The organism is Paenibacillus sp. MAHUQ-63 (assembly GCF_028765165.1).
GTDB lineage: Bacteria > Bacillota > Bacilli > Paenibacillales > NBRC-103111 > Paenibacillus_E.
In genome coordinates this window covers 269,625-292,523 of the sequence record NZ_JARADB010000005.1, presented here as the reverse complement: position 1 = coordinate 292,523, position 22,899 = coordinate 269,625, and the positions used below count along the sequence as shown (strand labels likewise).

General features: G+C 51.9%; 25 protein-coding genes. 19 read left to right on the top strand and 6 right to left on the bottom strand.

The annotated features are described in order from the left end of the window. Positions 1-61 precede the first annotated feature (61 nt). From PUT07_RS27240 to PUT07_RS27210, 7 genes are all read left to right on the top strand, one after another. Positions 62-1,540 carry a M56 family metallopeptidase gene (locus tag PUT07_RS27240; RefSeq protein ID WP_274471926.1) on the top strand — a complete coding sequence of 493 codons (1,479 nt, stop codon included), beginning with the start codon at positions 62-64 and terminating at the stop codon, positions 1,538-1,540. A gap of 209 nt (positions 1,541-1,749) precedes the next feature. After that, positions 1,750-2,523 carry a TerC family protein gene (locus tag PUT07_RS27235; RefSeq protein WP_274471925.1) on the top strand — a complete coding sequence of 258 codons (774 nt, stop codon included), beginning with the start codon at positions 1,750-1,752 and terminating at the stop codon, positions 2,521-2,523. 126 nt (positions 2,524-2,649) lie between these two features. Continuing rightward, complete coding sequence (locus PUT07_RS27230; protein WP_274471924.1) at positions 2,650-3,156, top strand: MerR family transcriptional regulator; 507 nt, start codon at positions 2,650-2,652, stop codon at positions 3,154-3,156. Then, a complete protein-coding gene (locus tag PUT07_RS27225; protein ID WP_274471923.1) occupies positions 3,153-3,584 on the top strand; it encodes an SRPBCC family protein in 432 nt (143 codons plus the stop codon). Before PUT07_RS27230 ends, PUT07_RS27225 begins: the two co-directional genes overlap by 4 nt. Positions 3,585-3,598: 14 nt before the next feature. Next, positions 3,599-4,042: an SRPBCC family protein gene (locus PUT07_RS27220; RefSeq protein WP_274471922.1), complete on the top strand. Its 444-nt coding sequence runs from the start codon at positions 3,599-3,601 to the stop codon at positions 4,040-4,042. A gap of 137 nt (positions 4,043-4,179) precedes the next feature. Continuing rightward, positions 4,180-4,662, top strand: a complete 483-nt coding sequence (locus PUT07_RS27215; protein ID WP_274471921.1) for a nucleoside deaminase — start codon at positions 4,180-4,182, stop codon at positions 4,660-4,662. Positions 4,663-4,696: 34 nt separating this feature from the next. Then, the gene (locus tag PUT07_RS27210; RefSeq protein WP_274471920.1) at positions 4,697-5,368 is read left to right on the top strand and encodes a YdeI/OmpD-associated family protein; all 672 of its coding nucleotides are present in this window, start codon (positions 4,697-4,699) and stop codon (positions 5,366-5,368) included. Between the two features lie 79 nt (positions 5,369-5,447). Here the strand turns inward: PUT07_RS27210 and PUT07_RS27205 are convergent, their stop codons facing one another. Further along, positions 5,448-6,206 (bottom strand): SDR family oxidoreductase, encoded by a 759-nt coding sequence (locus PUT07_RS27205; protein WP_274471919.1) that lies wholly within the window; start codon positions 6,204-6,206, stop codon positions 5,448-5,450. A 177-nt stretch (positions 6,207-6,383) separates the two neighbouring features. On the opposite strand from PUT07_RS27205, the gene PUT07_RS27200 reads away from it, so the two are divergent. The 5 genes from PUT07_RS27200 (at position 6,384) to PUT07_RS27180 (ending at position 10,285) form a co-directional block, all read left to right on the top strand. Then, entirely contained in the window at positions 6,384-6,971 is a 588-nt protein-coding gene (locus PUT07_RS27200) for a TetR/AcrR family transcriptional regulator (protein ID WP_274471918.1), read from the top strand. A 14-nt stretch (positions 6,972-6,985) separates the two neighbouring features. Then, the gene (locus PUT07_RS27195; RefSeq protein WP_274471917.1) at positions 6,986-7,684 is read left to right on the top strand and encodes a response regulator transcription factor; all 699 of its coding nucleotides are present in this window, start codon (positions 6,986-6,988) and stop codon (positions 7,682-7,684) included. Continuing rightward, positions 7,677-8,765 carry a sensor histidine kinase gene (locus PUT07_RS27190; RefSeq protein ID WP_274471916.1) on the top strand — a complete coding sequence of 363 codons (1,089 nt, stop codon included), beginning with the start codon at positions 7,677-7,679 and terminating at the stop codon, positions 8,763-8,765. The genes PUT07_RS27195 and PUT07_RS27190 overlap by 8 nt, the downstream gene beginning before the upstream one ends. A gap of 90 nt (positions 8,766-8,855) precedes the next feature. Then, positions 8,856-9,722 (top strand): M15 family metallopeptidase, encoded by an 867-nt coding sequence (locus PUT07_RS27185; RefSeq protein ID WP_274471915.1) that lies wholly within the window; start codon positions 8,856-8,858, stop codon positions 9,720-9,722. Positions 9,723-9,754: 32 nt separating this feature from the next. Next, positions 9,755-10,285 (top strand): VanZ family protein, encoded by a 531-nt coding sequence (locus tag PUT07_RS27180; protein WP_274471914.1) that lies wholly within the window; start codon positions 9,755-9,757, stop codon positions 10,283-10,285. 388 nt (positions 10,286-10,673) lie between these two features. Here PUT07_RS27180 and PUT07_RS27175 read toward each other — a convergent pair whose 3' ends face one another. The 4 genes from PUT07_RS27175 to PUT07_RS27160 all read right to left on the bottom strand — a co-directional run bounded on the left by PUT07_RS27175 (position 10,674) and on the right by PUT07_RS27160 (position 14,010). After that, the gene (locus PUT07_RS27175) at positions 10,674-10,877 is read right to left on the bottom strand and encodes a hypothetical protein (protein WP_274471913.1); all 204 of its coding nucleotides are present in this window, start codon (positions 10,875-10,877) and stop codon (positions 10,674-10,676) included. Positions 10,878-11,786: 909 nt separating this feature from the next. Continuing rightward, positions 11,787-12,050 carry an LLM class flavin-dependent oxidoreductase gene (locus tag PUT07_RS35480; protein WP_338000777.1) on the bottom strand — a complete coding sequence of 88 codons (264 nt, stop codon included), beginning with the start codon at positions 12,048-12,050 and terminating at the stop codon, positions 11,787-11,789. Positions 12,051-12,076: 26 nt separating this feature from the next. Further along, positions 12,077-13,333, bottom strand: coding sequence for a sensor histidine kinase (locus PUT07_RS27165; protein ID WP_274471912.1), 1,257 nt, complete (start codon positions 13,331-13,333; stop codon positions 12,077-12,079). Further along, positions 13,333-14,010 carry a response regulator transcription factor gene (locus tag PUT07_RS27160; RefSeq protein WP_274471911.1) on the bottom strand — a complete coding sequence of 226 codons (678 nt, stop codon included), beginning with the start codon at positions 14,008-14,010 and terminating at the stop codon, positions 13,333-13,335. Before PUT07_RS27160 ends, PUT07_RS27165 begins: the two co-directional genes overlap by 1 nt. A gap of 215 nt (positions 14,011-14,225) precedes the next feature. Here PUT07_RS27160 and PUT07_RS27155 point away from each other — a divergent pair, with 215 nt between their 5' ends. The 7 genes from PUT07_RS27155 to PUT07_RS27125 all read left to right on the top strand — a co-directional run bounded on the left by PUT07_RS27155 (position 14,226) and on the right by PUT07_RS27125 (position 21,950). Beyond that, a complete protein-coding gene (locus PUT07_RS27155; protein ID WP_274471910.1) occupies positions 14,226-14,963 on the top strand; it encodes a polyphosphate polymerase domain-containing protein in 738 nt (245 codons plus the stop codon). Further along, a complete protein-coding gene (locus PUT07_RS27150; protein ID WP_274471909.1) occupies positions 14,960-15,640 on the top strand; it encodes a DUF4956 domain-containing protein in 681 nt (226 codons plus the stop codon). The genes PUT07_RS27155 and PUT07_RS27150 overlap by 4 nt, the downstream gene beginning before the upstream one ends. A 21-nt stretch (positions 15,641-15,661) precedes the next feature. Next, positions 15,662-17,434: a carbohydrate-binding domain-containing protein gene (locus PUT07_RS27145; protein WP_274471908.1), complete on the top strand. Its 1,773-nt coding sequence runs from the start codon at positions 15,662-15,664 to the stop codon at positions 17,432-17,434. Between the two features lie 153 nt (positions 17,435-17,587). Continuing rightward, positions 17,588-20,020, top strand: coding sequence for an EAL domain-containing protein (locus PUT07_RS27140; protein WP_274471907.1), 2,433 nt, complete (start codon positions 17,588-17,590; stop codon positions 20,018-20,020). Between the two features lie 74 nt (positions 20,021-20,094). Further along, positions 20,095-20,436, top strand: coding sequence for a zinc ribbon domain-containing protein YjdM (locus tag PUT07_RS27135; RefSeq protein WP_274471906.1), 342 nt, complete (start codon positions 20,095-20,097; stop codon positions 20,434-20,436). A 111-nt stretch (positions 20,437-20,547) separates the two neighbouring features. Beyond that, a complete protein-coding gene (locus PUT07_RS27130) occupies positions 20,548-21,564 on the top strand; it encodes an SDR family oxidoreductase (RefSeq protein ID WP_274472003.1) in 1,017 nt (338 codons plus the stop codon). A 17-nt stretch (positions 21,565-21,581) separates the two neighbouring features. Continuing rightward, positions 21,582-21,950, top strand: coding sequence for a DUF4180 domain-containing protein (locus tag PUT07_RS27125; RefSeq protein ID WP_274471905.1), 369 nt, complete (start codon positions 21,582-21,584; stop codon positions 21,948-21,950). A 62-nt stretch (positions 21,951-22,012) separates the two neighbouring features. Here the strand turns inward: PUT07_RS27125 and PUT07_RS27120 are convergent, their stop codons facing one another. Further along, complete coding sequence (locus tag PUT07_RS27120; protein ID WP_274471904.1) at positions 22,013-22,858, bottom strand: aldo/keto reductase; 846 nt, start codon at positions 22,856-22,858, stop codon at positions 22,013-22,015. Positions 22,859-22,899: the final 41 nt, after the last annotated feature.

Genomic DNA, 22,899 nt, shown 5'->3' with positions numbered 1-22,899 from the left:
ATGAAGAGCCAAACCGACACTAATAATCTTATTAACTCCAATAGAGAAGGGTAGGGTAAGCGTGATTCGATTACTCACAGAACATCTTGCGGGTCTATTCAATTGGGTTTGCTCTGTCTCGCTCATGGCTGCGATCCTGGTTGCTTTGATTGTGGTGTTTCAGCAGGTATTCAAGAATCGGCTGAAGCCGCGGTGGCTTTATTTGATGTGGCTGCTCGTTATCATGCGGTTAATTCTGCCGTGGGGGCCGGAGAGCGAATTTAGTATCTATCATTGGATTGACTACTCTAATTCCTTTTACTCCGATGTACAACTTAGTCCAGATAGGATGGTTGGGGCGGATCAGGGCGCCACGGACTCATTCACATACCGGCATGTATTCGTGCTTATTTGGGTCGTTGGGGTGTGTCTGCTGGCTGCCTACACCGTCTGGGTGAACGGGATCTTTGCCCTTAAGCTGAAAAGAGACACAGTTGCGGTAACCGACACGCGGGTTCGGGAGCTGTTTTATGAGTGTAAAACAAGGATGGGCGTCCAAACCTCTATCGGTCTGGTTCAATCCAGCCAGTTGGCAAGCCCGGCTCTTTTCGGTTTCCTAAAACCTGTCCTCATCATCCCTCATAACTTGGCCGGCAGCTTGAACGATGACGAATGGCGGCATATTTTCCTGCATGAACTAGCTCATAGCAAAAGAAACGATATTAAGGTCAATGGACTTATGTATGCATTGCTCATTATTCATTGGTTTAATCCCGTACTATGGTACGCCTACCGCCGTATGCGGGACGATCAGGAGATCGCGAGCGACGCTCTGGCGCTCAGCTGCTTGAATCCGGAACAACGACAGGACTACGGATACACGTTGATCAAACTGTTGGAGAGCTTCTCGCAGCCTGCCAGAGCGATGGGCAGTGTCAATTGGATAGGACAAAAAGTGCAATTGCAAAGGAGAATGAGAATGATCAAACAGTTTAAGGCCCAATCCTACCGGTGGTCGTTCCTTGGTGCGGCAATCATGGTATTCATTAGCGGATGTACGTTAACCAATCCCCCAATGGAATCGACTTCTTCGCCGCTGGCGAGCTCCGCAATCACATCGGCGGATAAACCGGCCGGCAGTGAGCAGCAGGTGATGCCGGAGAGTTCCACGAAGCCGGCCGGTGCGGGAGATCAGCTGCAAAGTGTTGCAGACAATTCGGCCCAGTTGTCGGATTCCGCAGGAGCGGACTCAACAAAAACGGAAGCTAAGCCGCAACCGGCAGAAACGCGTCCGGCAGCAGCGGACCAGCGTCCGATGCCTGTAGCTTCGACAAGGGAACCGACAGCGGCGCCGGCAGCTTCAGAGAGACGGGTGCCCGTCCAAGAGTCACGGCCGGCCGCGGCGCAAGCCCAGAAGCCGAGGGCTGTACCTTCGGAACGACAGTCGGCGCCTGCACCGGCACCAAGGGTCATTCCTGCCGGGAGCTCCGTAACCGAGACCTCGCCAGAGCAGTCGCGGCCTGCAGCACCGACAGCGGAGAGCGCTCCATCCGCCCGGTAATTAAATAGGATAATTGAGGGCTGTCCCGTTGCAGGAATTCCTGCATGCGGACAGCCCTTTTGTTTCAACGTGAATCACTCCTGTACCGGGTGCGAGGTAAAATTTGTAAAGCCCGATTTATCTAAGCTAAAATGGAGGAGGAGGACATCATTACGCTATAAATTAAGATTAGTGCCGACAGTATTCTTTTTCGTAGAGGAGAAGGTAAATTGGAATCACTTTGGCTGCAGTATGCATGGACATTAATTATTCTGATTGGTTTAGAGGGCTTACTATCGGCCGACAATGCGCTTGTTTTGGCGGTGATCGCGAAGCACTTGCCGGAAGACCAGAAGAAGCGAGCCATTAACTATGGAATTATCATGGCTTTCGCTTTCCGGTTTGTGGCGCTCTTCGCGATTTCGTTCATCGCGAACGTATGGCAAGTGCAGGCGATTGGTGCGGCTTACCTCTTGTATCTCGGGTTAAAGCACATCATTGCGGCGCGCCTGAACAAAGGAAAGGGCGGCGCTCACGGCAAAGACGCCAAAGATTCCGCCGGACAGGGCTTCTGGCCGACGGTTGGCAAAATTGCGTTCGCGGATCTCGCTTTTGCCATTGATTCCATTCTAGCAGCCGTGGCTCTCGCGTTGGGTCTGCCGGATTCCCCGCTTGGCGATTTCGGCGGTATGGACGGCGGGCAGTTTATTGTCGTCGTGCTCGGCGGCGTCGCGGGGCTCATCTTAATCAAGTATGCGGCGACATGGTTCGTGAAGCTGCTTGAGCAGCGCCCCTCGCTGGAGACAACGGCTTATGCAATTGTAGCTTGGGTGGGCGTGAAGCTTGCCGTCATTACCTTGGCTCATGGGGATATTGGCATTCTGGGCCATGATTTCCCGCATAGCACGGGCTGGACGTTGGTATTCTACGGCGTTTTGGTTGTTATAGCTCTAGTCGGCTGGTTCGCACCGGGCAAAAAACGCTCCCAAGCCGATCCATCCTAGCATTGGATGATCATTGAAGGCACTCTTACGGGGTGCTTTTTTTGAAATTCCCTCTTGCACCTTACGTTACGTCATCTTTTATAATCAAATTACCGGTAAGCAGTTAGCGCTAACGAAGGAGTGGCCATGAAACGACATTGGAAGGTAGGAGATCTTGCGCAATTAACGGGACTCACCGTTCGAACCCTGCGTTTCTATGATCAAATCGGCTTATTCTCGCCGTCCGATCAGACGGATTCCGGTCACAGGCTGTACAACGAATCCGACCTCTCGCGGCTGCAGCAGATCGTATCGCTGAAGGAGCTGGGCTTGTCGCTTGACGAGATTAAGACTCTCCTGACCGGGGGACGGATCAGTGCGCTTGAGATTGTTGACCTGCAAATGGCTCGGATCAAAGAGCAAATTAATCTCCAGCAGAAGCTCCTTGAGCAGCTTCAACACGTATCGAAGTCGATTCAACGAAATGCGCCATTAACTGTGGAAGACTTCACAGGATTGCTGCAAGCGATGAAGAAAAGCCATGAGAAGCTTGTCTTCGAGCGGCGGACGAGCTGGGAGCACAGTCTGAATGCGCTGGGGAAATTCCTAGGCAATGAAACGAATGGAACGAAATCAGAGGAGGATGAATCATGATTGAAAGATTCGTTAAACACGCCACTTTCGTGGTTGAGCGCACCTATGCCGCATCGCTTGGGAAGGTATACAGCGCTTGGTCTGACCAGGCCGAGAAATCCAAGTGGTTTTCGAAGCCCGAAATCTTCGAATTCCGGGTTGGCGGCCGCGAATACAGCAGCGGAGGTCCGCCAGAGGGACCTGTCTTTACCTATGACGCTTCCTACCAAGAGATCGTAAACGAGCAGCGCATCGTCTACACATACACGCTGGATGCGGGCGATACGCGCATCTCCGCTTCGCTGACGACGATCGAGTTCTTCCAGGTCGAGGGCGGCACGAAGCTGGTTTTCACCGAGCAAGGAGCGTTCTTCGACGGACACGATACGCCGGAGATCCGCGAGCATGGTACCAAAGAGATGCTGGATGCGTTAGGCAAGTCACTCTAAGGAGGAGGGCTATCATGGAAGCTATCGCAGGCGTGAATGAGATCATCTCGACGCGGGAGTTTGACTTCCCGCGGGAGCAGGTTTTTCAAGCTTGGGTGAATCCCGAGCAGTTGGTTCAGTGGTGGGGGCCGCAGGGCTTCACCAACACGTTTCACGAGTGCGACATGCGGCCGGGCGGTACGTGGCGTTTTGTTATGCACGGCCCGGATGGTAAGGACTATCCGAATCATAGCGAATTTGTGGAGATCGTCCCGAATGAACGAATAGTCATTCAGCATATGTCCGCCCCGGAATTTCAAGTGACGGCTACCTTCGAGGATGTGGATGGCCGTACGAAAGTCGTCTTCCGGCAGCTTTTCAAGATAGCCAAGCAGTTCGAGAATGCTAAGAAGTACTGCATCGAAGGCAACGAACAGAACTTTGACCGGTTGAATGCGGTGCTAGCGAGTGGAAAGTAAGGGTGCAGGGGCGTCGAGAGGGCGCTCCCGAATAGGATAGCCAATAAGTCTGTAACAAAGCCCCTGTATGGGGCTTTTTTGCTGCCAAGTGATATAATAGATGCATGTCCATTAACGAATTATTGGAGGGTTAAATCATGATTAACGACTCGGATCTGAAATATCTGCAACGCTGTGTGGAGCTTGCGGAGGCTGCTTTGGAGGCTGGCGATGAGCCGTTCGGTTCCATCCTGGTGTCAGCTGACGGGGATGTGCTTATGGAAGATCACAACCACGTGGCCGGAGGCGATCATACTCAGCACCCGGAATTCGCGTTGGCACGCTGGGCGGCTAATCATATGCCGCTGGAAGAACGCAGCCGGGCAACGGTCTATACCTCGGGCGAACACTGCCCGATGTGTGCTGCGGCTCACGGCTGGGCCGGATTAGGCCGGATTGTTTATGCGAGCTCCTCGGCGCAGCTGGCGCAATGGCTGGGAGAAATGGGCGTTCCGGCCTCGCGGGTCCGGAATCTTCCGATTGGAGATGTCATCACGGATACTCCCATTGACGGGCCTGTGCCTGAACTTGCGGAGCGGGTTAAAGAGCTGCACCGCCGGTTTCAGGTGAAGAAACGGTGATCTCATACTTCATTAACACCCACAGGAGGCCGACATGTCCAAGACCATCGTTGAGAAGCTGAATTTGCATAAATACAAAAAAGCCGCCGTCATCGGTCAACCGGAGGGTGAAAACCGGCTAGCCGGGTTAGATCAGTATGACACTGAGCTTCATAGCGGCAGTCGGTATGATCTGATCTTTGCTTTCGTGCTGGATATGGAATCGCTGCAAAAGCTCGTACATACGGTGATAGAGAACGATCATATTAGCAAGAGCGGTTATTTGTACGCCGCGTACCCTAAGAAGGGGAATAAAGTGTACGAGACCTATATTCACCGGGATCACTTGTTTGAAGGGCTCGGTGCGGACGAAGAAGGGTATATCGGGACAAGCTCGCTGAAGTTTGCGCGGATGGTGGGGTTAGACGATGTATTCACCGTAGTGGGGTTCAAAGAGGAGGCGCGGAAGGGCGCGGTATCCTCCAAGCCGAGTCAAAGTGTGGGCGATTACATCGAGATGATCCCGAATGTGGAGCAGGATCTGCAAGATGTACCGGAGGCGCTCACTTTCTATCAGTCCCTGACCCCGGGCTACCAAAAGGATTGGGCTCGGTATGTATACAGCGCCGCACAGGAGAAGACGAGGGATAAGCGGCGGACGGAGATGAAGGAAGTTTTGGGCGCGGGCTACAAAAGTTTAGATCTGTATCGCAGAAGACAGTCCTAGTCTGCCAGCAAAAGAAAATCCCTCCCGCAAGTACCGCAAGGCTTGTACCTTGCTGCACCGCGAGGAGGGATTCATTCTTTTAGTAAGCCGTCCAGCCTGCATCCGCCGTAACGACCGTGCCGTTCACGAAGCTGGCGTCGTCGGAAGCGAGGAACAGCGCGACTTTGGCAATTTCGCCGGGCTCGCCCGCCCGCGGATTCAAGCCCATGCCGGCCATCGCTCTCTCCATCCCGAACGGGTTCGGCGCATTGATTGTCGTGCTGATGTTGGTGCTGACGCCGCCAGGCGCGATCGCGTTGCACCGTATGCCTTGGTTAGCGTATTGGAAGCCGACGTTCTTCGTGAAGCCGACGACCGCATGCTTGGAAGCCGTATAGGCAGCGCCCGCTCTGGAGCCGAAGAGACCTCCGGCAGAAGCGATGTTGACGATCACGCCTTGTTTCTTTTCTAGGAAGACAGGAAGCACCTTGCGGGTGGTCCGCATCGTTCCCGTCGTATTAATCGCAAATACACGTTCCCACAGCTCGTCCGTCAGATCCGCGGCAGGCACGAAGTTGTCCATAATTCCCGCATTATTCACCAAGATATCGACAGTCCCGAAGGTCTCAACCGTCGTATCGATTAATTGCTGCACATCTTCTTCTTTCGCAATGTTCGCCGAGACAGCGATCGCCACCCCGCCACTTGCTTCAATACCGTTCACAACGGCTTGCGCAGCTTCCAGGCGAAGATCGGATACGACAACTTTGGCTCCTTCTTGCGCGTACAACTCCGCAATCGCTTTGCCCATGCCTGAAGCGGCGCCTGTGATGACAGCAATTTTACCAGAGAGTCTCATTGGAATGCCTCCTGATTAATTCGAATTTTCAACAAGTGTTGAATAATGATACATCTGTATATTTAGAGTATAATAAATAATCGATAAGCCCCACAATCAGTAAACTTTCGCGCTTTGTACTGTATCGAACAGAATCGCTCATTTTGTACAATAAAAAGGGTTGGTAAGATGTCCTATATGGATAAAAAGACAGATCGCCGCATCATCCGAAGCAAAGAGGCGCTCAAACAAGCGCTGTTGAACCTGATGGTCTTGAAGGATTATGACGCGATTACGATTACGGAAATCGTGGAACATGCGAACTACAACCGCGGCACCTTCTATGCCCATTATGAGAACAAAGAAGCCTTGCTTGACGATATCATGGAAGAGCTGATCGAGAAACTGCTGGGATCCTTCCGAGCGCCCTACGAGCACGCGGATGTATTCAGTGTGAGTGAGCTTACCGCGGCTTCGATCACAATTTTCGAACATATTTACCAGCATGCTTCTATCTATTCCACGTTGTTGAAAAGCAATGTCATCCCGAATCTCCGGGAGAAAATGTTCCTTGCGCTCAAAGATATCACTTTGGATGAATTGGAACAGCCCGGCAGCGACATAAACTCGGAGCTTCTCGTCATTTATTCGATTCATGCGCTTTTGGGACTTATTTTTCATTGGATTGAAAGCGGGTTTGCTTACTCATCCTCCTATATGCAGGAGCAGCTGGTGAAAATTATTAATTGGCGGCCGGCTAGGACGCGAACGATCAAAAAGCAGTAAGGAGCGGGATATCCATGCATCTCACGACGATATTAATTGCGGATGACGAGCCGGAGATTGCGGATCTGATTGCGCTGCATTTGGAGAAAGAAGGCTATCGGCTCATCAAGGTAGCCGATGGGAAGGAAGCCATGGACGCCGTGAAGTCCCAGCCCGTCGATCTGGCCATATTGGACATTATGATGCCGAAGCTGGACGGTCACGAAGTCACGCGTCAGATCCGGGAAAAGTACAATATGCCGATCATTTTCCTAAGTGCCAAATCCTCCGATCTGGACAAGATAACCGGGCTTGTCATGGGGGCGGACGACTATATGACCAAGCCGTTCAACCCGATGGAGCTGGTCGCCCGGGTGAAGGCGCAGCTGCGGCGGTCGAACCTGTTAAGCCAATCGGCGGCGGCCGGGAATAGATCTCTAATAGAAGCCAGCGGATTAACGATTGATGCGGATCAACGCCACGTAACCGTCTATGGCCGAAGTGTCGAGCTGACGCCGAAGGAGTTTGATATTCTGGTGCTGCTGGCCAGCCACCCCAAGAAGGTGTTCAGCGCGGAACACATCTTCCAGCAAGTGTGGGGAGAGACGTATTTCGAAAGCGGCAACACGGTCATGGTGCACATCCGTACCTTGCGTAAGAAGCTTGGCGAAGATGCCAACAAAGACAAATGGATCAAAACCGTTTGGGGGGTAGGCTATACGTTCCATGGCTAACATCATTCGAAGTTTCCGGTTTACGATGATTATGCTGCTAGGGTTAAGCATGCTTATCTCCGGCGCGATTACGTACATCCTTTACAAAGTGCTTCAATTGTACTATACAGGCGTCCGGGCGGAGGAACCGTTGGCGCAATACCGCCGAATCATTCGTGAAATCGGCGATCTCAATTTCTTCATGATTGTCTTCATCCCGCTGGCGATCCTGTTCTTCTTCTTCCTTACTAAGCCATATGCGACCTATTTCCGCGAAATATCGACAGGGATTCACCGGCTCGCGAACGGCGATTTCAAGAGCCGCGTGCACATCGATTCCAAGGACGAGTTCAGGAGCATCGCGGATGATATCAACATGGCTAGCGAGAAGCTGCAGAAGGCGGTGGAACGCGGCGACTTTGCGGAGAGCAGCAAGGACCAGCTCGTTCTGAATTTGGCCCACGATCTGCGTACGCCGCTAACTTCGGTGCTGGGCTATTTGGATTTGATATTGCGGGATGGACAGTTGACTCAGGAGCAGGTGAAGCACTATACATCGATTGCTTTCACCAAGTCGCGTCGCCTGGAGAAGCTTATCGACGAGTTATTCGAAATCACGCGCGTGAACTACGGGATGCTGACGATTGAGAAGAAACCGCTCGATATCAGCCAGCTGCTTTTTCAATTAAACGAAGAGCTCTACCCCGTGTTTGAGAAAAGCATGCTGCAGGTCAGACTGCATATTAACCCGCACTTGAACCTGTGGGGCGATGGCGAGCTGTTGGCGCGCGTCTTTGAGAATCTTCTAACGAATGCGAACCGGTACGGGAAGGACGGCCACTATGTCGATATTCACGGGTACTTGGAGGAAGGCGAAGTGGTGGTTCAAGTGATCAACTATGGCAACAGTATTCCTCCCGAGGAGCTGCCTCATCTATTCGATATGTTCTATAGAGGGGATAAGGCGCGGACGCATCAAGGAGGAGGCACGGGACTCGGCCTGTTCATCGCCAAAAATATTGTGGAGCAGCACGGCGGATCGATTGCCGCGGAAAGCAGCTTGATTCGCACGCTATTCGAAGTGCGGCTGCCGCAGCAGTGAAATTTAAGAAAAATTTAAAGTTTGTCCCCACTTCTTTTTAAAGAGTTCATCCTATTCTTAAGTAGCAGCAAAGATAAGGAGGAAACGAAGATGAAGAAGTGGGCTTTTTGGCTTGTGATCCTGGCATTGTTAGGTTACGAGGCGTATCAACAGAAATCGGAAGTCGTTACCGGCAATGCTGCTGAAGCCGTTCAATCAGGAGCAAGGCAAGTGAATTCCCAAGGGAAGGATCTATCGATAAAAGTGTCCAAGGATCAGATTTATCAAGGAAATCTGGTATTGGTGAACAATGATTATCCCGTACGCCAAGGCGGTATGCAGACGGATGTGGTGGAACTGGCGAAGCATAAGGAGCTCATTCAAGGATTCGGTCTGTCCGATAATTCCATTCGGTTATCGCAAGATGTGGTGCGGGTTTTCACGACGATGGTGAGCGCGGCACAGAAGGACGGAGTCCGCCACTTCATGATAAACAGCGGGTATCGGGATAACAAGGAGCAGGACCAGCTTTACAAGCAGATGGGGGCCGATTATGCCTTGCCGGCCGGCTACAGCGAACATAATCTGGGCCTGGCACTCGACATCGGATCGTCGCAAGGGGATATGAATCAAGCTGCCGAAGGCAGATGGTTGATCAACCATGCATCCGAGTATGGGTTTATTTTGCGTTATCCGAAGGACAAGACGGCGATCACGGGCATTCAGTACGAGCCATGGCATTTCCGGTATGTGGGTCTTCCGCACAGCGTCATTATGCAGCAGCATAACTTTACGCTCGAAGAATATACGGCCTATTTGAAAGATCACAATAAAATTTCGTCCACGGTGAAAGGAAAGAAATATGAGATAGCCTACTATCCCGTGTCCAAAAGCACGAGTATTCCTATGGGGAGCGCACGTTCCTATGAGATTTCCGGCAACAATATGGACGGCGTAATCGTCACGGTGGCGTTATGATCATAGCTGCAAGGAAAGGGGAGGGAAGCGGGATGCAACCAAAGAAATTGATCCGTGACGTCATCGTGCCGGCGTTTTATGCGTTGTATATGCATGTTGTCTTCAAGATCATTCTGTTTAAGTTCGGGCGGATGGAGTTCGGTTTCCTGCTGGACCGGGTTCATCAAGACGTTGAGCATCCCCGTTATATGAAGGAGCGTTTATTATCCGGCAATTTGCAGCCTTTTGAAACGATAACGAGCACCTTACGCAACATGACCAGTCATAATCTCTATAATTTGATAGGCAATATTGCGATATTCATGCCGCTAGGCGTATTCCTTTATGTGATCTATAAGCAGCAAGGGCTAACTTGTGTTGGTGTGTTCATGCGCGCCTTGGCGTTAAGCTTGAGCTTGGAGGTGCTGCAGGTTGTTTTCTCGATTGGACGGTTCGATGTGGACGATTTGATTCTGAATGTGTTCGGAGGCTTGCTCGGTTACGGATTGATGCTTGGCGTAAGGCTGGCGGGACGGGTGTTTGGTTTGCTGCGCGTTCGCGGTGAAGTGGAGGGGCGGGGTTAGGGTGATGATATTCTCACCGTATTTCCGCTAACGTGATGCGAGAACCCCTTAGCCAATCGCCTCCGGCGCGGTCTCCCTATCGCCACCCGCCTGCAACCACGGCACATCAGCGGCTAAAATTCTCCTCGCTTCAGTCGTATTAGGAGTTTGCTCTCATAGAGGGCGAGGCGGGAGTTGGTGCGGCTGGCAGGTAGATTCGGCTGGAAAGATCGAGCGATAGGATCGAATGGGAAATACAGTTCCTTATTTGGGAATAAACGGTGCAAATGGACGCTGAAGCGGAAATAAGATGCGTTATTATGTTGATTCAGCTGCGAACAAGCCAAATTCAGCAGGGATAACGCATTGTATTTCCGCTTTAACTTCCAAAACGACTGTTCCAGCCGTATTAGCGAATCATATTTCCGCAAGCGCGATGCGAGAACCCCGTAGCCAATCGCCCAGCGTTCATAAGAGCGCAGCCGCAGCTCATAGTTGCAACCGGCGCCACCACCAGAAACTCGTCGACGCCAAAGTGCAAAGCGAGCGCCTCCAGCTCCCCACGCACGCTTGCCGATGTGCCGACGAGCATTTTCCGGCGCGGTCTCCCCATCGCCACCCGCCTGCAACCAGGGCACATCAGCGGCTAAGATTCTCCCCGCTTCAGTCGTATTAGGAGTTTGCTCTCATAGAGGGCGAGGCGGGAGTTGGTGCGGCTGGCAGGTAGATTCGGCTGGAAAGATCGAGCGATAGGATCGGATGGGAAATACAGTTCCTTATTTGAGAATAAACGGTACAAATGGACGCTGAAGCGGAAATAAGATGCGTTATTATGTTGATTCAGCTTCGAACAAGCCAAATTCAGCACGGATAACGCATTGTATTTCCGCTTTAACTTCCAAAACGACTGTTCCAGCCGTATTAGCGAATCATATTTCCGCAAGCGCGATGCGAGAACCCCTTAGCCTATTACGTCGCTCAGCAGTTCATAAGAGCGCAGCCGCTGCTCATAGTTGCAACAGGCGCCACCACCAAAAACTCGTCGACGCGCTTGCCGCTGTGCCGACGAGCATTTTCCGCGGCGCGTTCTCCGCGCCATGGCATCGCCGTCCGCCTGCAGCCACGGCACATCAGCGGCTAAGCTTCTCGCCGCTTCAGCCGACTCGGCGCAGACGACACCGACGGCAACGATCGCCCGGTGGCGCCCGCCTTGCGCGGAAGGTACGAACTTCGCGCGATAGCGCTCAGCACTTCCAGTGCGTCGGCATCACTCATAAACTGGCCGAAAACATAGCCAGCCCCGAGCTCAGCTGCGAAGTCCGCGCATTTGCTGTTCGTGCCGAGCATCCACACCTCCGGCGGCACCTTCGGCACCGGCCTAGCTACAACCGGCTTTCCCTCGCATTCGAACCGGCCTTCGGGCAAGGCCATTTATGACTTCAACGACTCCGGCAGCTGCCGGACGTTCTCAAGAAAGTTCCCGCTCAGCGCGATCGCCGCATTCGCCGACCCGCCCGGAGCCCTACCAATGCCGAGATCGACTCTGCCGGGATACATCGCTGCAAGCTATATGAAAGTTTTCGGCCACTTTCATTGGTCTGTAGTGAGGCAGCAGCAGCGCCCCCGAGCCAAGCCGAATTCGATCAGTCTTCGCACCGACATGCGCTAGCAGCACCTCCGGTGATGTACAGGCAAACCCGGGTATATCATGGTGCTCGGCGGCCCAACAGGGGCTGATCCGGCAGGAATGCTTCGCTAACAAAATGAGACCCCAAAAGAGTCTCATTTTTTGTGTTTACAGCCTCAATAGTGTTAACCCAAATGCACAATGAACGAAGTTTCCTCATTCACCGCGCTTTTCGCCGTAATGCGCCCCTTATGCTGCTCCACAATGGACTTGGCGATCGCGAGGCCGAGGCCGTAACCGCCGCTTTTGCGGGAGCGGGATTGGTTGACCCGGTAGAAGCGGTCGAAGATGTTATCCAAGTGCTCGGGCGGGATTCCCTCCCCGGTATTGGTCACCTTCAGCTGAATATCGTGATGGCGCTTCTGAAGCGTTAGCTCGATCGATCCTTTTGGTTTGTTGTACTTGATCGCGTTGTCCAGGAGAATCATGACGACCTGCTTGATTTGCTCACTGCTGCCGCGCAGCATCAGGCCCGGCTCGATGTCATACGTCAGCGTGATATCTTTCTCGAACATGACGGCCTCCATCGTCAGAATAACGCTCTCTACAGCCTCGCTGATATTGAAATTGACGTACAGCACATTGGCCCGGGAATCGTCCATCTCCGTCAGATACAGCAGGTCGTTCGTCAGTGTTTTCATGCGTTCCGTTTCCGATTTGATATGGTGCAGCCATTTCGCCTGGTTCTGAATCGTATCGTCGCTGTTGGAGAGAAGCACATCCGCATTCGTCTGAATGACGGCCAGCGGCGTCTTCAATTCATGGGAAGCGTCGGCGATGAATTGCTTCTGTTTATTGAAGGCTTCCTTGACCGGCTCGATGGACCGGTTCGCGAAGAAGCGGCTCATGAAGTAGATGACGATTAGCATAATGAAGGCAACGGCGGAGAACGTATAGATGAGATTCGTCAAAATGTTCTGCTGTGCCGTGACGTCCAGGTAAGCGACAGTGCGCCCCGTTTTATTGATTTGCACCATGTAAGCCCAAGTCGTGCCTTCCAGCGTGAATTGGCCGCTATCCTTATTGCCGGAGGCCGCTTCCTCAATCGCTTGACGATAGAATTCGGCGTCCATGTCGAACCGGGAGTTGGTGCCCGTGATGTTCCACTGAGCGTCCGTTTGCAGCTGGAAAGAGACGGATCGCTCAGGCGGCGGGCCGGCGTTTCCCATGTTCTCCTGAGGAGGCACATTCCCTTCGTGGCGGTCTCCTTTCTTATCGGCAGGCTTCTGGAAAAATTCCGATACGCGATGCAGCTCCATATCGATATCGTTGCGCACATTTTGGTACGTAATCGTATAGATCGAGGCGAAAGCCAAGAGCATGATGAAAGTAATGATAACGAGATTGACGATAAGGAACCTGTTGCGCAGCTTGTTGAACATCAGGAGATCGCCTCCAGTACGTAGCCAACGCCTCGAATCGTATTAATTCGCACGGCCGATTGAAGGAAGGTGAGCTTTTTCCGCAAAAATGAAATGTACACTTCCACGTTGTTATGCTCCACATCCGAATCGAAGCCCCAGAGCTTCTCGATGATTTGCTCCTTCGACGTAATCGCATGCTTCCTCGTCAGCAGCAGCTCCAGCAGTTCGCTTTCCTTCAGATTCAGCTTCAATTCCTTCCCTTTACAGGTCAGCTTCAAGCTTGCCGTGTTGAGCTCGATATCTCCCCATTTCAACGCATCGTCTGCAATAACTTCTCCCTTGCGCCGTAACGCCGCACGAATCCGCGCCAGCAGCTCCTCCGTCGAGAACGGCTTGGACACATAGTCGTCGGCGCCGTAGTCCAGGCCGGTAATCTTGTCGGACGTCTCGCCCTTGGCGGTGAGCAAAATCACGGGGGTTGAGTTCCCTTGGCCGCGCAGAGTCTTCAATAGCGTGATGCCATCCATTTCCGGCAGCATGATATCGAGCAGGAGCAGGTCATAGATCCCGCTTAACGCATGGTCCAGTCCGGATTGGCCGTCATACACGGTGTCCACGGAGTAATGATGTTTTTTTAAGATTTGGGACAAAGCTTCCGCTAAATGAACTTCGTCTTCGACGATTAATATTCTCATGGTCGGTTCCCCTTTATCTAGATGAAATGAGTGAGTGATGATCTGCATGCTTTCATTATAGGCGCCTAACCTTTAATCAACCTTTAATCCCAGCCCCAAGATACAGCTTAATAAAAAATTAACATGAAGTCTTGATTTAAGTTTCACTAAAGGTTCGGGGGCTAAGATACAGACATGAACAACAAGCACTCGCAAGGAGAAAGGGGCTGCACCGGATGGCAATCGAAGTCTTTAACCGGTATGAAAATAAGTATTTGATGGACAGCAAAGCCTTTTACGCCATTTATAACCGATTGCTTGCATATATGGAACTTGACGAATTTAACAAGAACGATAAGTTCTACGCAATCAGCAATCTGTATTACGACACCGAGCATGATTCATTAATCAGGAACAGCTTGGCCAAGCCCAAATACAAGGAGAAGCTGCGAATCCGGGCTTACGGAGTTCCGGAAGCGAACGGCAAGGTGTATCTGGAGCTCAAGAAGAAGGTGTTCGGCCTCGTGAATAAAAGAAGAACGGCACTCATGCTGAATGAGGCATACGATTTCGCCGTCTCGGGCGAAGAGCCGGAGCTTAAGCCGTACATGAACAAGCAGGTCGTCCAGGAAATCAAGTACTTCCTTGAACGGTATGACCTGCAGCCCAAGGTGTATCTGGCGTATGACCGGATCGCAATGTTCTGTAAGCACAGCCGCGATCTGCGGATCACCTTCGACACGAATATTAGATCCAGGCGGTATGATTTGAAGCTGGAAGCCGGCGATCACGGAGAGGCGCTGCTCGGCAACGGGCAATGGCTGATGGAAGTGAAGGCGGAGAAGACGGTGCCGGTCTGGTTGTCCAAAATGCTCTCGGAACACCAGATGTTCCGCACGAGCTTCTCGAAATACGGCAATGAATACAAAAAAATGCGCAATGAAAGACTCGCGGGGGAGAGGGTTCAACCATGATAGAAAACATTTTGACTTCGGCTGCTGCAAGCACGGACCTTACGTTCGTTCATGCACTATTGACGATTCTGGTTGCAGTGGCACTAGGCGCAGTTATTAGCTTCACGTATATGAAAACTCAGCCTATGTACAATCAGAGCTTTACCTTGACGATGATCGTTCTGCCGGCCATTATTGCCGTCATCATTCTATTAATCGGCAGCAATATCGCAAGAGCGTTCAGCCTCGCCGGCGCCTTCTCGATCATCCGTTTCCGAAGCGCTCCCGGGGATCCGAAAGATATCGCGTTCGTTCTGTTCACAATGGCGGCAGGTCTCGCTTGCGGTGTCGGCTCCTTCGGTTATGCGGTATTGTTCACCGTCGTCTTGTGTGTATTGATGTTTATTTTGAAAGCCGTCAATTTCGGCGACAAGAAATCCGCACAGAAGATGTTGAAAGTCACGATCCCGGAAAATCTCGGGTATGAGGAAGCGTTTGGTGAAATTTTCAAGAAATTCCATATCTCGTATGAACTGAGAAAAGTAAAAACAACCGAGCTGGGAAGCTTGTATGAATTGGTTTACCTGGTGACGATCGACCACTTGACGAATCAGAAAGAGTTCCTCGATGCAATCAGATGCCGCAATGGGAATTTGGATATTACGTTAACGATGAGCCCGACTGCAACAGAATACTAAAATAAGAGAGGTAGATGACCTATGAAAAAACATTTGATAACGAAACAGGCAAGTATTGTACTATTATGCGCTGTAATAGCATCCGCATGCAGCAGTCAGGCTGCAACCGACACAAGTGAGCAGACTACTGCTTCGGCAACGGCACAGCCCGCGACAGCCGCGCAATCGGCGACGGCCGCGGCAAGCACGACAGCAGCGAGCACCGATGTGATCAAGAAAATTGAATATGCCGCCGATGACCAATATACGGATTGGAGCGCGTCGAACGCGACCCAAATTGAGCTGAACGGGACGAGCGCAGCCGTTACAGGCACAGGGGCTGCGGTGAACGGCAGCAAGATCAGCATCACGGCTGCAGGAACTTACGTCGTAAGCGGTAAGCTGGATAATGGTCAAATCGCCGTCAATGTGAAGGATAAAGGCGTCGTTCGATTGGTGCTAAGCGGTGCGGAGATCGCCAGCAGCAGCACATCCCCGATTCTCGTAGAAGAAGCGGGCAAAACGATCATTTCCTTGCAGGAAGGAACAAGCAACCTCGTGTCTGACGGCAAATCGTACGAGAACGTGGATGCGTCCAGCGGCGAGCCGAATTCGGCGATTTTCAGCAAAGACGACCTGACCATCAACGGGACCGGCAAGCTGGTTGTACAAGGAAACTATAACAACGGGATTACGAGCAAGGATAAGCTGAAAATAACCGAAGGCACACTGGAGATCAAAGCGGTGGACGACGGGATTATGGGCCGCGATCTGGTCGCCGTGAAGGACGGGAAGTTGACGGTGGAAGCAGGCGGTCATAGCATCAAAACGTCCAATGACACGGCTGGTGAGGAAGGATACATCGCCATTGACGGCGGAACGTTCAATCTGACGTCCGGCGAAGATGCGCTGCACAGCAAGGGCGGGCTTCACGTCTTGGGAGGCGATTTGAAAATTAACGCAGGCGACGATGGCATCAACGGCGGCGTTTCCGTAGCGATTGCCGGGGGGACGATCGACATTGCCCAAAGCAACGAAGGAATCGAGGCTCCGAACATTGTCATTTCGGAAGGGAAGACAAGCGTTGTATCCAGCGATGACGGCGTGAATGTCTCCTCCGGCAGCGGCGAAGCGGAAGCGGGCGCAGCTCCGCAAAGAGGAGGTCAGCCAGGAGCCGCCTCCGGCGCAAGCTCCGCCAACAAGCTGACGATCACCGGCGGATACCTGAGCGTAGACGCCAAGGGAGACGGCTTGGATTCGAACGGCTCGATCGCGATGAGCGGGGGTACTGTCGTCGTGAACGGACCGAGCGAGAACGGCAACGGCGCGTTGGACTATGACGGCACGTTCGACATGACCGGCGGCTTTCTCGTAGCCGCAGGCAGCTCCGGCATGGCGCAAGCGACATCCGACCAATCGACGCAGCCGGGTCTGCTGATGACATACTCGAAGCAGCAGCAAGCGGGCACCTTGGTGCATCTGCAGGAGAGCGAGGGGAAGGATGTCCTGACTTTCGCGCCGGCCAAAACGTACCAGTCGCTATTCGTCAGTTCGCCTAACTTGAAGAAGGATGCAGCCTATACGCTCTATACAGGCGGCACGTCGACAGGCAGCGCGGTCAAAGGGCTGTATGACGGCGGCACTTATCAAGGCGGCACGAAAGTCGTTGATTTCACCCAGTCTTCCGTCATTACCTGGTTATCCGAAACGGGTGTTACGGCAGCCAGACAGGGCATGGGAGGCCCAGGCGGGCAAGGCGGAGGTCGCAGAGGCATGAGGAACCCGCCGCAAGGCCAAATGCCTCCTAACCAGTAACATCTTACGTAAACAATCTGTGTCAAAAGGGTTAACTGCAACTTGGTTGGCCCTTTTTTACATGGTATGGTGCTATTTATCTCACGTTAAATCAGGTAATATAGAATTGATGAAAAATACCTAGAATATTGTCGAAAGAAACGGGGGACGACGATGCACCATTTGCATGGCTCTTACGATATGGTTTTAGTTGCATTTTCCTATGTTGTTGCGGTTGTTGCATCGTATACAGTTCTTGATCTCGTAGGGAGAATCAGCAGCTCCAAAGGGATGTCACGCTGGTCATGGCTGCTGTTCGGTGCAGCTGCAATGGGACTTGGCGTATGGTCGATGCATTTCGTCGGCATGCTCGCATTCTCGCTCAATATTGAGGTGTCTTATAATCTATTAACCGTCATCCTATCGGTTGTTGTCGTCATAGCCGCGTCATTCCTAGCCCTGTTCGTCGTCGGCCGAAGCAAGTTGAACGTGCGTCAGCTGCTGGCGGGCGGGTTGCTGCTGGCAATCGGAATTGTCGCTATGCATTATATCGGCATGGCAGCTATGGAGATCGGGATTACATATAAACCCGTATATTTTACTTTGTCTATTGTTATTGCGATCGTAGCTTCCATTGCGGCGCTTTGGCTGGCTTTCTACTTCCGCAAAGGAAGTGAGCCTAGCCGCATGTGGAAGAAGCTGGGGAGCGGCCTTATTATGGGAGCCGCCGTCGTCGGCATGCACTATACAGGCATGTATGCAGCTGAATTCCATGTAGAGGATACGCTAATTCCGAAAGGCATCGTCCTGGATCAGAAGCTTCTGGCTTACATTATAGCGGGCGGTACGCTGTTTACGTTAGGGCTTTCGCTATTCGGCATTTATATCTCCAACCGCTTCTCCAGCAAAGATTCGGAGCTCGAACAACACGAGAAATGGTTCAGATCCTTATTCGAGAACAATCAGGACGGTATCATTTCGATTAACATGGAGTACCGCATTCTGGGCTTCAACTCCGCGGCGGTCGAACTCACGGGGCTGGGCAGCGACTGGTTCCGGAATCAGACGATCGATAAGCTGCTGCCTTACATTGTACCGGAAGAGCAAGCGTATACGGCAGAGATGTTCATGAAGTCCAGATCGGGCGAAATGCAGAACTACCATACGGCCATGCTGCATCACGACGGGCGCCGGGTGGAGCTTAGTGTCGTGAATGCGCCTGTTATCCTGGATGGACAAGTCGTAGGGAGCTACATCATTGCCAAGGACATTACGGAAGAGAAGTTGACGAAAGAGAAAATCCAGCATCTCGCCTTTCATGACGAACTGACTGGGATGCCGAACCGGCGTATGTTTAACGAAGCGCTAAACGAATTCATCGAGAACAAAACCGAACGGTTCGCGGTCATGGTTCTGGATTTGGACCGGTTTAAGCTAATCAATGATTCCCTTGGGCATACGTATGGCGATCTGTTCCTGCAGGAAATGTGCGAGCGGATCCTTCATTCCATCGACGATGCGAAGGTGACGTTAGCCCGTATGGGCGGTGACGAGTTCACTTTGTTGTGCGACAGCAGCTATGATAACCGGGGTTTGGCTGAACTGGCGGAACGTATTATTAAAGCGATAGGCGTACCGTACCGGTTGAAAGAGAATGACTTCTATGTCACAGCCAGCATCGGTATTGCGGTCTATCCGTCAGACGGAACAGACGCCGTACAGCTGCTCAGGAATGCGGACACCGCGATGTACGAAGTGAAGAAGAACGGGAAGAATGGCTATCAATTCTATACCGGCGAGTTGAATGCGCAGCTGCAGGAGAAAATTGAGTTGGAAGTCGATTTGAGACAAGCCATCGCACGCAATCAGCTGTCGCTGCATTATCAGCCGCAAATTCGCGCCGGTGATAGCCGGATGATTGGCGTCGAGGCTTTGGTTCGGTGGCAGCATCCGACGAAGGGCACGATTTCTCCGGGCATATTCATCCCGATCGCGGAAGAGACCGGCATGATTTATGAAATCGGCACATGGGTGCTCCGTGAAGCCTGCCAGCAGATGAAAGCTTGGCATCGTGCCGGCGGGCCGTTGATTCCAGTTTCCGTTAATTTATCGTCCCAGCAATTCCACCAATCGAATCTGGCGGCATATATTAAGGAGATTTTGCAGGAAACGGAGCTAGAGCCGGAGTATTTGGAGCTGGAGATTACGGAAAGCATGATGATGGACGCCTCGGTGTCCAAAGGCATTTTGAACGAGTTGACGGATTCCGGCATTCGCATTAGCTTGGATGACTTCGGAACGGGCTACAGCTCGCTCAGTTACTTGAAGCTGCTGCCGATCCATAAGCTCAAGATCGATCGCTCCTTCATCCGCGACATCACGGTGAGCCCGAATGATAAAGCCATTGTCGCTACGATTATTTCGATGGCCCAGCATTTGAACATGGATGTGATCGCGGAGGGCATCGAAACGAAAGAGCAGCTCGATATCCTGATGGATAACGAGTGCAGCAAAATCCAGGGCTATTATTACAGCAAGCCGCTGCCTGCGGATGATGTGGAGGAAGCGTTTTTCGCGCCCATGCGGTTAGCGGACCGCAACAAATAAGAAGACCCGGTCAACTCTTCGCGAGCCGCCGGGTTATGAAGAGAAATACCCATAGGAATGGAGTCAATAAGATCATGTCGAATTTACCGAACTGTCCCCAATGTCAGTCTGAATACACGTACGAAGATGGAGGTCTCTTCATTTGCCCCGAATGCGCACATGAGTGGAACGGAGATACGGATTCGGAGAACAATGCGGATGTCAAAATCGTGAGAGACGCGAACGGGAATGTCCTGAACGATGGGGATTCCGTCACCGTCATTAAAGACCTGAAAGTAAAAGGCAGTTCTATGGTTATCAAAATAGGCACCAAAGTCAAAAACATTCGGCTGATTGAAGGCGATCACGACATTGATTGCAAAATCGACAGTTTTGGCGCCATGAAATTAAAATCCGAATTTGTTAAAAAGATTTAAATCGGAGACCAGGGAAGCGGACCGCTTTCTCAGGTCTTTTTTGTACAGGAGGGTTTACGGGCGCAATGGCGAAGTAATTACAGATGATTCAAGATTACCGGAGGTGGCATGATGAAAGCGCTATTTATTGGAGGAACAGGAACGATTAGCTCGGCGATTACCCGACAACTGCTGGCACAAGGATGCGAGTTGTATTTGTTGAACAGAGGGACAAGGAACGAGTCTTTACCGGCGGGGGCCAACCTGCTGACGGCGGATATTCGGGATGAGGAGGTCGTCGCGAAGTTAATTGAACACTTGGAGTTCGATGTGGTTGCGGATTTCATTGCATTCGAACCTTCGCAGTTGGAGCGGGATTACCGGCTGTTCCAAGGTAAAACGAAGCAATTTATGTTTATCAGCTCCGCTTCAGCATATCAAACGCCATTATCTGACTATCGAATTACAGAGGGAACGCCTCTTTCGAATCCATATTGGGAATACTCGAGGAATAAAATCGCTTGCGAAGATTATTTGTTAAAGCAGTACCGGGACCATGGATTTCCGATTACGATCATAAGACCGAGCCACACGTATGACGAACGTAATATCCCGCTCGGCGTACATGGCAGCAAAGGCAGCTGGCAGGTAGCCAAACGGATGCTGGAGAACAAGCCGGTTATCATTCATGGCGACGGGACTTCGCTGTGGACCATGACGCATAACAGCGATTTTGCGAAAGGTTTCATCGGTCTCATGGGCAATAAGCATGCCATTGGAGAGTCCGTCCATATCACATCGGATGAGTCGCTGACCTGGAATCAAATTTATGAAGCGATTGCCGACGCGCTTGGCGTCAAGCTGCAGGCGGTGCATGTCGCTTCCGAATTTCTGGATGCGTGCAGCAAGGGGAGCTATAGAGGCGGGTTGCTAGGCGATAAAGCCAACACGGTTGTCTTTGACAATAGCAAGCTGAAGCGGCTCGTACCTGAATTTGTAGCAACCAAGCGTTTCGATCAAGGCATTAAGGAAACTATTGCCCACATGCTGTCGCATCCTGAGCTCCAAAGGGAAGATCAGGAATTCGATCAATGGTGCGATAAGGTGATTGCAGCCTTAGACCAAGCGGTGAAGACCGTATTGGAATAGGGAGAAAAGGTGAGCGCATGAACATAACCGTCGATATCAATGGGCCTTCCCAAGTTGCAATTGTGGAAAGCGACGACATCTTGATCGGCGACGTGCAAGCGGCGCTGGACTTGATGGCGTCGGTTCGCTATACGGCCGGCTGCGATAAAATGCTGATTCACAAAAACAATATTGTGGAAGAGTTTTTTGATCTGAAAACAAAGCTGGCCGGCGATATTTTGCAAAAGTATACGAATTATCAGGTGAAAATTGCCATCGTCGGCGACTATGACGGATACGACAGCAAGAGTCTGAAGGATTTTATCTACGAATGCAATCAGGGGAATTCGATCTTCTTCCTCAAGGACCGGCAAGCGGCGCTTCAAGCCCTGCATAGCGCGGTTTAACACAAAAGCAAAGGCACCGCACCCCTCCATGGCGGAAGGGACGGTGCCTTTCTTATAGCGGCTTAGAAGTTGAAGTTGTCCGGATCCGGGCCGACGCGGCGGTTCTCATTCAGAGCGCCGATACGGGACATTTCATCCTCGGATAACGCGAAGTCGAACACATTGGCGTTCTCGATAATGCGATGCTCTTTGATCGATTTCGGAATCGTCACGATGCCGCGCTGCAGATCCCAACGCAGAATCACTTGGGCGATCGATTTGCCGTGTTTGGCGGCGATGTCACTTAGCACCGGGTGATCGAGAAGCTGACCCTGCATGAGCGGCGACCAAGCCTCCAACTGGATGCCGTTCGCTTGGCAGAAGCTGTGCAGCTCTTGCTGAGCCAGCAGGGGATGAAGCTCAACCTGGTTTACCATCGGCTTGATCTCTCCATCCTTCATGACATCTTCAAGATGATGGATTTGGAAGTTGCTGACGCCGATCGCCTTGACGCGGCCTTCTTTGTACAAGGTTTCCAATGCGCGCCAAGCCTCTTTGTACTTGCCTTTCACCGGCCAGTGAATGAGATACAGGTCAAGGTAATCAAGACCTAGCTTGGATAAGCTGGCTTCGTAGGCGGCGATCGCCGATTCGTAGCCAAGATCGGCGTTCCATACTTTCGAAGTAACGAAGAGATCCTCCCGGGACAAGCCATTTTCTTGAAGCGCCTCGGCGATGGCTTGTCCAACGCCTGTTTCATTGCCGTAGATAGCTGCCGTATCGATGCTTCGGTAGCCGTTCTTAATCGCGGCTTTCACGGAGCTGACAACCTCGGAGCCTTCCTCTACTTTGAATACGCCCAGACCAAACCAAGGCATGCTAACCCCGTTGTGCAGCGTTGTTGTGGATTGTAAATTGGTGATGGTCATTCGTACTTCCTCCTTCAATGAATGTATATGCTGGCGCAGGG

What these genes read in the sequence shown, in the direction of transcription:
- PUT07_RS27150 (WP_274471909.1), top strand. Translation starts at nt 14,960, where the DNA reads ATGATAGAAAACATTTTGACTTCGGCTGCTGCAAGCACGGACCTTACG.
- PUT07_RS27230 (WP_274471924.1), top strand. Translation starts at nt 2,650, where the DNA reads ATGAAACGACATTGGAAGGTAGGAGATCTTGCGCAATTAACGGGACTC.
- PUT07_RS27215 (WP_274471921.1), top strand. Translation starts at nt 4,180, where the DNA reads ATGATTAACGACTCGGATCTGAAATATCTGCAACGCTGTGTGGAGCTT.
- PUT07_RS27165 (WP_274471912.1), bottom strand. Translation starts at nt 13,333, where the DNA reads ATGTTCAACAAGCTGCGCAACAGGTTCCTTATCGTCAATCTCGTTATC.
- PUT07_RS27210 (WP_274471920.1), top strand. Translation starts at nt 4,697, where the DNA reads ATGTCCAAGACCATCGTTGAGAAGCTGAATTTGCATAAATACAAAAAA.
- PUT07_RS27160 (WP_274471911.1), bottom strand. Translation starts at nt 14,010, where the DNA reads ATGAGAATATTAATCGTCGAAGACGAAGTTCATTTAGCGGAAGCTTTG.
- PUT07_RS27145 (WP_274471908.1), top strand. Translation starts at nt 15,662, where the DNA reads ATGAAAAAACATTTGATAACGAAACAGGCAAGTATTGTACTATTATGC.
- PUT07_RS27225 (WP_274471923.1), top strand. Translation starts at nt 3,153, where the DNA reads ATGATTGAAAGATTCGTTAAACACGCCACTTTCGTGGTTGAGCGCACC.
- PUT07_RS27190 (WP_274471916.1), top strand. Translation starts at nt 7,677, where the DNA reads ATGGCTAACATCATTCGAAGTTTCCGGTTTACGATGATTATGCTGCTA.
- PUT07_RS27180 (WP_274471914.1), top strand. Translation starts at nt 9,755, where the DNA reads ATGCAACCAAAGAAATTGATCCGTGACGTCATCGTGCCGGCGTTTTAT.
- PUT07_RS27120 (WP_274471904.1), bottom strand. Translation starts at nt 22,858, where the DNA reads ATGACCATCACCAATTTACAATCCACAACAACGCTGCACAACGGGGTT.
- PUT07_RS27130 (WP_274472003.1), top strand. Translation starts at nt 20,548, where the DNA reads ATGAAAGCGCTATTTATTGGAGGAACAGGAACGATTAGCTCGGCGATT.
- PUT07_RS27185 (WP_274471915.1), top strand. Translation starts at nt 8,856, where the DNA reads ATGAAGAAGTGGGCTTTTTGGCTTGTGATCCTGGCATTGTTAGGTTAC.
- PUT07_RS27200 (WP_274471918.1), top strand. Translation starts at nt 6,384, where the DNA reads ATGGATAAAAAGACAGATCGCCGCATCATCCGAAGCAAAGAGGCGCTC.
- PUT07_RS27220 (WP_274471922.1), top strand. Translation starts at nt 3,599, where the DNA reads ATGGAAGCTATCGCAGGCGTGAATGAGATCATCTCGACGCGGGAGTTT.
- PUT07_RS27140 (WP_274471907.1), top strand. Translation starts at nt 17,588, where the DNA reads ATGCACCATTTGCATGGCTCTTACGATATGGTTTTAGTTGCATTTTCC.
- PUT07_RS35480 (WP_338000777.1), bottom strand. Translation starts at nt 12,050, where the DNA reads ATGAGACTCTTTTGGGGTCTCATTTTGTTAGCGAAGCATTCCTGCCGG.
- PUT07_RS27155 (WP_274471910.1), top strand. Translation starts at nt 14,226, where the DNA reads ATGGCAATCGAAGTCTTTAACCGGTATGAAAATAAGTATTTGATGGAC.
- PUT07_RS27135 (WP_274471906.1), top strand. Translation starts at nt 20,095, where the DNA reads ATGTCGAATTTACCGAACTGTCCCCAATGTCAGTCTGAATACACGTAC.
- PUT07_RS27205 (WP_274471919.1), bottom strand. Translation starts at nt 6,206, where the DNA reads ATGAGACTCTCTGGTAAAATTGCTGTCATCACAGGCGCCGCTTCAGGC.
- PUT07_RS27175 (WP_274471913.1), bottom strand. Translation starts at nt 10,877, where the DNA reads ATGGGGAGACCGCGCCGGAAAATGCTCGTCGGCACATCGGCAAGCGTG.
- PUT07_RS27195 (WP_274471917.1), top strand. Translation starts at nt 6,986, where the DNA reads ATGCATCTCACGACGATATTAATTGCGGATGACGAGCCGGAGATTGCG.
- PUT07_RS27125 (WP_274471905.1), top strand. Translation starts at nt 21,582, where the DNA reads ATGAACATAACCGTCGATATCAATGGGCCTTCCCAAGTTGCAATTGTG.